Here is a 10,953-nt window from a genome sequence, read left to right on the forward strand (position 1 = left end):
CTATCCCAAAAAATGTTTGGGCTACAAGTCACCGAGAGAATTTCTTATAGGTGGCTAACTCGGAATTGAAATTTGCCCTATTGCCTTATTCTAACTGTCTGCCGGGCTATAAATCTGTTCCTTGGCTTGCTTTTTCTTTCAACTCTGACTGCTTGGCGCGCCGTTGTCTGAAGAAGTCCTGCATGATTTTTGCGCAGCCATCTTCCAAGATTCCCGACTCGACTTCAACTCGATGATTGAGACGTGTATCTCGCAATACATTGTATAGGCTACCTGCTGCACCAAATTTTTGATTTGGGGCTCCGTAGATAACTTGTGAGATTCGGGCTAGTCCGATGGCCCCGCTACACATAACACAGGGTTCAATGGTTACAAAAAGGGTTGTATCTAGCAAACGCCAGTTCCCTTCAAAGTGATTAGCTTCTTGGATGGCCATGATTTCCGCATGCATGATTGCCTGGTTCAGTTCCTCACGCGCATTGTGACCTCTACCAATAATATTACCATCTTTGACAATTACGCATCCAATCGGTATCTCATGCTTGGCAAGTGATTTTTCTGCTTCCTCCAATGCAGCCCGCATGAAGCGTTCTTTTTCTTCTAATGTATATTCCATACTTCCATTATAACAGAAAAAGAGCTCTCGAAAGAACTCTTCTATAGAATAAACAATTAACCTAAACGTTGCTTAGCGTCTGCTGCACGTTGGAAGGCTTGACCGACATAGTTGATACAAAGCATCATAATAAGGATAAAGATAGCTGCTGGCAACCAAATCCAAGTCTTGTTTTCCAAGATGTCTGCATTACGGGCATTTGAAATCAATGTACCCAAACTTGGAACTGTTGACGGAAGACCGAAGCCTAGATAAGTCAATGATGTTTCGATACCAATATTTCCTGCAAAGTTGAGGGTCAAATTGACAATAATCAAAGAACTCAAGTTTGGCAAAATCTCACGGAACATAATCATGAAGTCGCTTGTTCCAAGTGTTTTCGACGCATTGACATAATCCAAGCTCGCTTCTGACAAAGTTCTTGTACGGAAGAGACGGGCTTTGGCTGTCCAATAAAATGCACTCATGATAAAAATGAAATGATAAATTGTATAGTTTTTAATAACTGTTACAAATACAATGATCAACATTGTTACAGGCAAAATCATGATAAAATCGACAATACGCATCAAGAAACCGTCCAATCGACCACCATAATAACCTGAGATTAACCCAACTGAAATACCAATGATACTAGTGATAATGGTAATGGTGAAACCGATGATAATGGAGTTACGAGCACCAATAATCAGTTGACCAAAAATGTCTTTTCCACCTTCATCCGTTCCCAAAATATAGCCATCAACTCCTGGCTCCAAGTAACGTCCTAAAAGATTGACTTTCATAACTTGCTCTTGATCCATTACCAAGGCACCGATGAAAACAGCCAAGAGAACCGTTACCAAGATAATCAATGAAGCTAAAGCTAACTTGTCCTTCATAAATTCTCGTGCAATAACACGAAAACCACCTGGAGGAGTTGAAGCTGATTGTACTTGTTTTTTATTTTCTTTACTCACCTTACTCCTCCTTTTATTTCACACGAATACGTGGATCAACAATACTCATGATAATATCTGAAATCAAGGTTCCCAACAAAGTTCCCATACCAAAGATTAACAAGAGGGCCAAAATGACACTGTAATCACGGCTTGAGATAGAGTTAAAGAACAATTGACCGATACCAGGATAGGTAAAGATATTTTCAATAAAGATAGACCCACCAATCAAACCAGTCAATTCATACCCCAAGAATGATGCAATAGGTAAAATTGAGTTACGGAAGATATGACGGTTGTATACCACACGCTCAGGCACACCTTTAGCACGAGCTGTACGAACATAGTCCTGACTCTTCGCATCGATAATTCCGGTACGAAGATATTGGATTGTTACTGTCGTTGACAAAATAGCCATGGTAATCGCTGGCAAAATCATATGATGGAGACGACTTAATATAGCTGCAAAGCCTTCAACCCCACCACCGATAGAACCACGCGTCGGAAACCAACCTAAACTAAAACCAAATAACCAGAGCATCAAAATTGCAAATACAAAAGTTGGAGTTGAGAAAGTCAAGAAATTGTATACACCAATGACTTTATCAGCAAGTGAATTTTGATAACGACCCGCAATCATACCTAATGGAAGGGCAATAGCATAGGTCAAAATCATGGTAAGCAATGATAACCAAATTGTGTTATTCAAACGCTGCATAATCACATCGATAACTGGTTGTTTAAAGAGGAAACTTTGTCCAAAATCACCCTGCAAAAGATTTCCTACCCAGCGAATATATTGAACCGGAATTGGATCATAATATCCCGCTGCAATCCGTTTTTGTTCAATAATAGCAGGGTCAATATTAGGGTCAATCATACCGGTAAATGGATCACCAGGCATCATTTTTGCAACAAAGAATGCAATGACACTCAGAATGATAATCTGAGGAATCATCATGAGTAAACGTCGTAATACTGTTTTCCACATCTTAGTTCTTACCTCCTTCTGGAAGGGCTACTTGATGAGTTGCTGAAAAAGCTTTTAAATCGTATACACGACCGTTTTCATCATAGTACTGACCTTGTTTTTCTTGGTACTCCTTTTCTGCAGCCAAACGTTTTTCCTTATTTTTCAAACGATTCACCGGATCAATTGATGGAATCGCTGACAAGAGACGTTTGGTGTAGATATGCTGTGGATCACTATAAATATCATGTTTATTTCCTGTTTCTACAAAACGACCACGGTACATAATGAAGAGTTCATCACACATGTGCTGTACCACACCAAGGTCATGAGAAATAAAGAGATAGCTAAGTTTAAATTCATCTTGGATACGTTTCATATAGTTTAAGACCTGAGCTTGAACAGACAAGTCCAAGGCAGAAACTGGCTCATCAGCAATAATCAAACGTGGGTTACTAGCCAAGGCACGAGCTACTCCAATCCGTTGACGTTGACCGCCTGAGAATTCATGAGGATACTTAATTAAAGCTTCTTCATTGAGACCAATTGTATCCAAGAGCTGAAGAACTTTTTTCTTTTCTTCATCTGGTGAAAGTCGGTCAAAGTTACGAATTGGTTCTGCAATGATGTCCAAAATACGTTTTTTCGGATTGAAACTTGAAAGTGAATCTTGGAAAATCATCTGAACATCACGATTAAAGTTGCCTTTTTTTCCACGTGATTTGTTGGTTACATTTTGTCCTTCATAAATAATTTGTCCTGAAGTGGCACGCTCTAAACCAATAATTGCTTTACCAATCGTTGATTTTCCTGATCCTGACTCACCAACCAGACCATATGTCTTACCTTCTTCGATTTCAATGTTTACACCATCCACAGCATAAACATGATCAGTAACACGGTTAAAGAAGCCACTACGAATTGGATAATGGACTTTTAAATCTTTTACTTCAATAAATCCCACTATTAGGCCTCCCCTTCAAAATAGAATGTTTCATGGCAAGTACAACGTACAAAATGGTTAGGTCCAACTTCATGCATAACCGGATTTTCTTCGTGTGTTGCTGCTTCAATCCACGGAATACGTGGTGCAAATCGACAACCTTTACGCAACATCTTTGTAATTGGCGGTACAATTCCGTCAATTACATGTAACTCACCGCCTTCATTTTCTGATTGCGGATTTGATTTCAAAAGAGAACGGGTGTATGGATGTTTAGGATTGGTAAAGAGTTCCTCAACAGGAGCAACTTCTACAAACTGACCACCGTACATAACAGCTACACGATCTGCTGTTTCTGCCACCACTCCTAGGTCGTGAGTAATCAAAATAATACCTGACCCAGTTTCTGCTTGAATATCATTTAATAAATCCAAAATCTGTGCCTGAATAGTTACATCCAAGGCTGTTGTCGGTTCATCGGCAATAATAATCGGAGGTTTACAAGATAAGGCCATGGCGATAATGATACGCTGACGCATACCACCTGACAACTCATGTGGATACTGCTTAAATGTACGTTTAGGATTTGGAATACCTACTTGAGCTAATAATTCCAAAACACGCTCCGTACGGGCATTGGCATCCAAGTCTGTATGATAGAATAGCGCTTCATCAATCTGTGCACCAATGGTCATCAACGGATTTAAAGACGCCAAGGGATCTTGGAAAATCATACCAATATCATTTCCACGCACCGTATTGTACTTGGCCTCGTCCATCCCAATTAATTCCATATCATTGTACTGGATGCTACCTGTAATTTTGGTATTTAATGGATTATGTAGCCCCATAATTGTTGTTGCCAAAGTTGATTTACCACAACCAGATTCCCCAACAATCGCTAGAATTTCATTTTTTTGTAAGGTAATATCAACACCGTCAACTGCATCAAAATAATCATCTCCAATGCGGAATCCAACGTGCAAATCCTTAATGTCTAAAAGCGGTTTTTCATTAGCCACGCTTTTTCCTCCTTTGTTCATCAGTTCATTCAACTTCTTTCATCCTTCAAATCAAATATCCTTAAGTCTATGAAAACTGATCTTTTATATCTTTATTAATAAATCCATCAAGTCTATATAGAATTTGATAGCGTTTACTAAAAACTAAAAATGACATCAATCATTTTTTGTATACTGGTTCTACTATACCATAATTATCAGAAAATTCCAATAGCAATCTGAAAAAAGCCAACCAAGTTGGCTTTTTCAGATTCTATTATCTTCTTTATAAAACTATTCTGCCGCTACACCTTTATCAGCTGTCAATTCGATATTTTCAAGAGCAATACCTTTACCTGAAGCTGAACCATAGTTAGAATCATAGTTTTTCACACGCTTGTTCAATGCTGTAATAGACTCAGATTCAAATGTTGGAATAGCAAATGCTTGTTCGTGAGCATATTTTTGCCAAGCCTTGTAGTTTTCAAGGTTTGTTTTCTCATCGAATGAAGCAGTAGAACTAATTGCATCCAACAATTTTGTATTTTCTTCAGATACGAAACGTGACATGTTGAAGGCAGCGATAGGACCCCAAGTACCTGTTGGGTTTGGATCGTAACCAGTTGACCAACCACCAGCATACATATCAATTGCAGGGTCGTTTGCTTGAAGTGCATCGTAGAAAGTATTTACTTCAACAGTACGGCCAGTGTACAATTCAACATTCAAGCCAACTTCTTTCCACCAAGCAATGTATTGTTGTACGAGTGCTTCGTTCGCTTCTGTACGTTTACGAGCTGCGAAAGTGATTTTGAATTCTTTACCGTCTTTACCTTCACGAATGCCGTCACCGTTTGTATCCTTGTAGCCAGCTTCATCCAAGAGTTTCTTAGCTTTTTCTGGATCGTATGTATAGCCTGCCAATTCAGAATCATGAAGTTCACCAAAGAATGAAATAATCAATGAGTTTGCTGGGTGGTACAAGCCGTTATACAATTTCTCACCAGCAGTCTTGGTATCAATAGCATAGGCAATCGCTTGACGAAGTTTCACATCATTCATCTTAGCATTCTCATCCATAACGTTCTTGCCAGCAGCTTCGTCATATTTACCAAGGTTGAATGAAATATATTCGTAAACTGAATCCAAAGATCCAACGATGTTCAAGTTAGAAGCATCTTTATATGAATCCAACTGGTCAACAGGCATATCTGCGATATCGTAGTTACCAGCTTTCATCTCAGAAACGATTGTATCTGGTGATACGATGTCAATCTTCAATGAACTTGTTTTTGGTGTTGTACCCTTGAAGAAGTGTTCGTTTGGAACGTAAGTGATAGACTCACCGTTTACGATTTCCTTGATTTTCCAAGGCCCCATACCTACAAGTTTAGCAGTACGTGAATACTCGCTCTTTTCCCAATCAGCCACAGGAATATCTTTGTAGATGTGTTCTGGTTGGATATAGGCAGGTACATCACCACCGGCATACATCATAGAAGGTGACATTTCTTTCACAGTCAGTTCAACTGTATAATCATCGATTTTCTTGATACCTGAAATGTCTGATGCTTTACCGTCAACAAATTCTTGCATACCTTCAATGTTCAAGAATTTATCATCAAAACGCACACCGGTATAGTCTTTGCTTGCCAATGACTTGATTGTGAAGATATAGTCGTTGATTGTGAATGGTTCACCATCTGACCACTTGTAGTCTTTACCAGTCAAGCTAACAGTGATTTTTTTACCTTCCACATCAAATTCAGCTTTAGCAAGACCTGAGTCATCTAATTTACGATCTCCATCGTAACCAAACATTGAAATATCAACCATTCCACCAAATGTTGAGTCAGTTGTATTTTCAGTCAGCTCGTCAATCAAAAGACCTGAAGAAGTTGTAGGAGATACCCAAGCATAATTTAATTGAGCACCAGAAACAGCTGTTCCATCTTGAGAAACATCTGCTGGGAATGACAAGTTTTGTTCTGATGAACTTGATGACGACTTAGCACCACAAGCTGCTAAAACAGATGCAGATAAGAGTGTGATACCTGCTAAGGCAAAGAGTTTTGTTGTCTTTTTCATAAAACACCTCTGTTTTCTTTTTTTTGGGACATAGATTTATGTCTATGAATAGTATTATATCATAAAATTTTATTAAAGAAAGCGTTTTTGTCAGAAAATTTTGTAAAAAACCAAATTTTCTATATTTTCTAATAATTTCTAGCCTTTTTTCATGTGTCTAGCCCCTTTACAATATGATATAATAGGAAATAATCGATTAAAAAGGAATTTTATATGAAAAAATACAGTTCATTCTTGATAGTTTTTCTACTTTCCATTATTCTAGGAGGCCAAACCAGTCTGGCCGAGGAGCAGGTTTACCAGGCGGCAGCTGAGCATGCCATCGCTATTGAAGTCGAAACAGGAAAAATTTTATACGAAAAAAATGCCCATAGCCCAGCCAGCGTTGCTTCTATCAGTCAGTTGTTGACGGCCTACTTGGTCTATGAAGCTATTGAAGAAGGAAAATTGACAATGGACAGCCCTGTGGCCATATCTGATTTTCCCTATAAGCTGACTCTCAATACAGAAATCAGTAACGTTCTTTTAGAAAGTAGGGAATACACGGTCGAACAGCTGCTCCGGGCATCATTGATTGTTTCTGCCAATAGCGCAACAATTGCTCTGGCTGAGAAGGTGGCAGGTAGTGAGAAAGCCTTTGTGGATTTGATGAGAGAAAAAGTCCAATCCTGGGGTATTGGTGATGCCACGATTGTCAATGCGACTGGCTTGAATAATTCCTACCTCGGGGATGAACGCTATCCCGGCACTGGTAAAGAGGATGAAAATAAATTTTCTGCTGCGGCAATCGCCCTTATTGCCCGTCGTCTGGTCTTGGATCATCCTCAGGTACTGGACATCACCAGCCAACAAAGCTTAACCATGGATGGGCATACCTATTATGGTGGGCATGGGATGTTGGAAGGTAAACCCTATCAGCGTGCAGGTGTAGATGGTTTGAAAACGGGATACTCTGCTACTGCTGGCGCCTCCCTGGTGACAACTGTTGACCAGCAAAATATGCGTGTCCTGACGGTTATCCTCAACGCCGACCACAGCGATATTGATCCCGATTACCGCTATATCGCAACGACCAATTTGCTCAACTATGTTGCCCAGCATTTCCAATCTATTACCTATCTAGGGCAGGGGCAAGCCTTTGATGACAGCTCTATTGAGATTTTCAATGGGCGCGTCGACACTAGTCCAGTTGTTGCCCAAAGAGACTTTAGAATTCCAATCAAACGCTCGGCTGTCGAATTGCCAACCGCTTCTTTTAAATCAGTCGAAGGCCCTCTTGAGGCACCACTTAAAAAAGGAACAGCAGCCGGAAGACTGTGGCTCCATGACTCCGACTTGATCGGCAAGGGTTACATTCAAGAACAACCAAGCCTTGAAATGGTCATCGAAAAAGAAGTCAAGGCTGATATTTGGCCCGTCTCTTGGTGGAATTACTTCGTCCGCTATGTCAATGAAAAACTGTAATAACAGCAAAACGACTCCCGTTTTTCGCACGGAAGTCGTTTTTTTGTATATGTCGATAAGCTAGAAAAGAAACCAGTCGCTTTGCTTAACTGTTTATTTGGCTCAGACAACCTTGGGAGAGATTGCTGAGGTGGGAAATAAGAACTGACGGAAGTCAGTTTACTTCACAACGACGTTTACTAATTTATTCGGATACAACAGTCTAGGAATAGACTGTTGTAAATCGGAAATAGGGCTAATAAGCGAGTTTATTTCACAACAATATTAACTAGTTTATTCGGAACACTAATCACCTTGACCACTGTTTGACCAGCGATTTCAGCTTGGACTTTTTCATCTGCAAGGGCAACTTTTTCAAGTTCAGCTGGTGACAGGTCTTTGGCTACAGTCAAGCGAGCTTTTACTTTACCCTTGATTTGGACAACGATTTCCACTTCGCTTTCTACCAGCTTACTTTCATCATATGTTGGCCATGCGACATAGCTGATTGACTGGCCTGTATTTGCAAGACCCTGCCAGAGTTCTTCTGCCAAGTGTGGCGCAAATGGAGCGATCAATTGGACAAAGCCTTTGACGTATTCGACGTAAAGCTTGTCTTCCTTGTTGGCTGCGTTGACAAAAATCATGAGCTGGGCGATAGCCGTGTTGAATTTCAAGTCTTCAATATGCTCTGTCACCGTCTTCACAGTTTCATTGTAAACTTTATCAAGCGCTCCGCTATTTTCCGCAACAAGCTCCTTGGTCGTCAAGAGGCGATAAACACGGTCAAGGAACTTACGGCTACCTTCGAGGCCCTCTTCTGACCAGGCGATTGACGCATCAAGTGGGCCCATGAACATCTCGTAAACACGGAGGGTATCCGCACCAAACTGCTCGACTACATCGTCTGGGTTGACCACGTTTTTAAGGGACTTAGACATCTTAGCAGGTGCCTGCTCCAACTCTTCACCAGTTTCGATGTTGAAGAAGGAACCATCACGTTTTTCAACCTTATCTGTCGCCACAAGCGCCCCACGGCTGTCGCGGTAGCTAGTTCCCAAAATCATCCCTTGGTTAAAGAGTTTTTGGAAAGGCTCTTTGGTCGGCACAACACCGATGTCATAGAGGAACTTGTGCCAGAAACGAGCGTAGAGCAGGTGAAGGACTGCGTGCTCAGCACCACCGATGTAGATGTCCACTGGCAACCAAGCTTTAAGAAGCTCTTCGTCTGCCAATTTCTCGTCGTTGTGTGGGTCAATGTAGCGGAGGTAGTACCAGCTTGAGCCCGCCCATTGTGGCATGGTGTTGGTCTCACGGCGACCTTTGACGCCATCTTCACGTGTCACTTCTAACCAGTCTGTCAAGTTAGCAAGTGGTGACTCACCTGTACCTGACGGCTTGATGTCTGAGGTTTTTGGCAATACCAGAGGTAACTCATTTTCTGGGACTGCTGTGGAAGTACCGTCTTCCCAGTGAATGATTGGAATTGGTTCACCCCAATAACGCTGACGGCTGAAGAGCCAGTCACGGAGGCGGTAAGAAATTTTCTCCTGACCGACACCATTTTCTTCCAACCAAGCCACCATTTTGGCAATAGCTTCTTCCTTGTTAAGACCATCTAGGAAGTCAGAATTGATATGGGCACCATCTTCTGTGTAAGGAGCTTCTTCTACATTGCCACCTTCCAGAACTGGAATGATGTCCAAACCAAACTGCTTGGCAAATTCCCAGTCACGCTCGTCATGGGCAGGAACCGCCATGATAGCACCTGTTCCGTAACTTGCCAACACATAATCCGCAATCCAGATTGGAATCTCTTTGCCGTTGACAGGGTTAATGGCATAGGCACCAGTCCAAACACCTGTCTTGTCTTTGGCTAGGTCTGTACGGGCTAGGTCTGATTTGAGAGAGGCTTGGCGTTTGTATTCTGCCACAGCTTCTGCCTGCTCAGGCGATGTAATGCTATCAACCAAGTCGTGCTCAGGAGCAAGAACAGCGTAAGTCGCACCGAAAAGGGTGTCAGGACGAGTGGTAAAGACAGTGAAGTCCTTGTCTGTGTCCTTAATCTTGAAGGTCACATTGGCACCAATTGACTTGCCAATCCAGTTGCGCTGCATGTCCTTGATTGACTCTGGCCAATCAACTTCTTCCAAATCATTGAGCAACCGCTCTGCATAGGCAGTGATTTTCAACATCCATTGACGCATTGGTTTGCGAACAACAGGGTAGCCACCACGTTCAGACGTTCCGTCAGGAAGGACCTCTTCATTGGCGATAGCTGTTCCCAATTCCTCCACCCAGTTTACAGGCACTTCTGCCTCGTAGGCTAGGCCTTTTTCATATAACTTGGTGAAAATCCACTGGGTCCACTTGTAGTAATTGGGGTCAGTCGTATTGACCTCGCGGTCCCAGTCGTAAGAAAAGCCAAGGGCGTTAATCTGACGTTTGAAGTTGGCAATGTTTTCCGCTGTAAAGTCAGCTGGGTCATTTCCCGTGTCCATAGCGTATTGCTCAGCTGGCAGACCAAAGGCATCCCAACCCATTGGGTGAAGGACGTTGTAGCCTTGGGCACGCTTGTAACGACTGAGAATGTCGGTTGCCGTATAGCCCTCAGGGTGACCAACGTGCAAACCCGCACCAGACGGATAAGGGAACATATCTAGGGCATAAAAGTTTGGCTTTTCTGCATCTGTTCCCGTCTTAAAGGTGTGGTTTTTCGCCCAAAATTCCTGCCATTTGGGCTCGATTTCCTTGTGATTGTAGAAGCTCATGTCATTTCTCCATGTCAATAAATTATCTTTACTATTATATCACGAAATAAGGAAAGAAAAAAGGTAGAAATCATGGGGGATTCCTGCTCATTACTCTTCATTTCCCAACCCAAATTTCAAGTTGAACTTAGCCATCCAAAAGAAATTCACTCGGCGACTTGTAGTCCAAGCATTTTTTAGGGT

General features: G+C 41.7%; 8 protein-coding genes. 1 reads left to right on the forward strand and 7 read right to left on the reverse strand.

Features of this window, described 5'->3' with window-relative positions:
* Positions 1-106: 106 nt before the first annotated feature.
* The 6 genes from tadA to ACHBIF_RS11220 all read right to left on the reverse strand — a co-directional run bounded on the left by tadA (position 107) and on the right by ACHBIF_RS11220 (position 6,556).
* A complete protein-coding gene (gene tadA / locus ACHBIF_RS11195) occupies positions 107-616 on the reverse strand; it encodes a tRNA adenosine(34) deaminase TadA (RefSeq protein ID WP_394720529.1) in 510 nt (169 codons plus the stop codon).
* Between the two features lie 56 nt (positions 617-672).
* Entirely contained in the window at positions 673-1,575 is a 903-nt protein-coding gene (locus ACHBIF_RS11200) for an ABC transporter permease (RefSeq protein ID WP_105122748.1), read from the reverse strand.
* Positions 1,576-1,588: 13 nt separating this feature from the next.
* Positions 1,589-2,545 (reverse strand): oligopeptide ABC transporter permease, encoded by a 957-nt coding sequence (gene opp4B, locus ACHBIF_RS11205; RefSeq protein WP_105160732.1) that lies wholly within the window; start codon positions 2,543-2,545, stop codon positions 1,589-1,591.
* Between the two features lies 1 nt (position 2,546).
* Positions 2,547-3,488 carry an ATP-binding cassette domain-containing protein gene (locus ACHBIF_RS11210; RefSeq protein ID WP_394720532.1) on the reverse strand — a complete coding sequence of 314 codons (942 nt, stop codon included), beginning with the start codon at positions 3,486-3,488 and terminating at the stop codon, positions 2,547-2,549.
* Between the two features lie 2 nt (positions 3,489-3,490).
* The gene (locus ACHBIF_RS11215) at positions 3,491-4,510 is read right to left on the reverse strand and encodes an ABC transporter ATP-binding protein (protein WP_172060189.1); all 1,020 of its coding nucleotides are present in this window, start codon (positions 4,508-4,510) and stop codon (positions 3,491-3,493) included.
* A 252-nt stretch (positions 4,511-4,762) separates the two neighbouring features.
* Positions 4,763-6,556: an oligopeptide ABC transporter substrate-binding protein gene (locus tag ACHBIF_RS11220; RefSeq protein ID WP_394720535.1), complete on the reverse strand. Its 1,794-nt coding sequence runs from the start codon at positions 6,554-6,556 to the stop codon at positions 4,763-4,765.
* A gap of 213 nt (positions 6,557-6,769) precedes the next feature.
* Here ACHBIF_RS11220 and pbp3 point away from each other — a divergent pair, with 213 nt between their 5' ends.
* Complete coding sequence (gene pbp3, locus ACHBIF_RS11225) at positions 6,770-8,020, forward strand: D-alanyl-D-alanine carboxypeptidase PBP3 (RefSeq protein WP_105161034.1); 1,251 nt, start codon at positions 6,770-6,772, stop codon at positions 8,018-8,020.
* Positions 8,021-8,268: 248 nt separating this feature from the next.
* Here pbp3 and leuS read toward each other — a convergent pair whose 3' ends face one another.
* Positions 8,269-10,770: a leucine--tRNA ligase gene (gene leuS / locus ACHBIF_RS11230; protein ID WP_394720537.1), complete on the reverse strand. Its 2,502-nt coding sequence runs from the start codon at positions 10,768-10,770 to the stop codon at positions 8,269-8,271.
* Positions 10,771-10,953 lie beyond the last annotated feature (183 nt).

The organism is Streptococcus sp. A11 (assembly GCF_043674225.1).
GTDB classification, from domain to species: domain Bacteria; phylum Bacillota; class Bacilli; order Lactobacillales; family Streptococcaceae; genus Streptococcus; species Streptococcus suis_V.